At 65.1% G+C, this 301-nt stretch carries 1 pseudogene; it reads left to right on the forward strand.

Features of this window, described 5'->3' with window-relative positions:
* Positions 1-144: 144 nt before the first annotated feature.
* Positions 145-301, forward strand: a pseudogene (locus P3L18_RS28380) (HNH endonuclease); the annotation flags it as partial.

Here is a 301-nt window from a genome sequence, read left to right on the forward strand (position 1 = left end):
CCACCCTCGCCGAGATAGCGAAAACCATCCACTACCCCGAATCCGTACGTGCCGCCGGACCACTCATCCCGCAGATCTCCGACCGACCCCAAGCCTCACCGGCCGATCCGACCGGACACGGTGGCCACACCGTGCCACCCCCTGGGGCATTACCATGTGCACCACTGGGCCGATGGTGGTCCCACCGACCTCGACAACGGCTGCCTCCTCTGCACCAGCTGTCATGACGATGTGCACCACCACGGGTGGGACATCATCATGGGATTCGACCGACACCCCTGGCTGATCCCACCCGCCAGCA

It is taken from the genome of Gordonia sp. N1V, assembly GCF_029269935.1.
GTDB lineage: Bacteria > Actinomycetota > Actinomycetes > Mycobacteriales > Mycobacteriaceae > Gordonia > Gordonia polyisoprenivorans.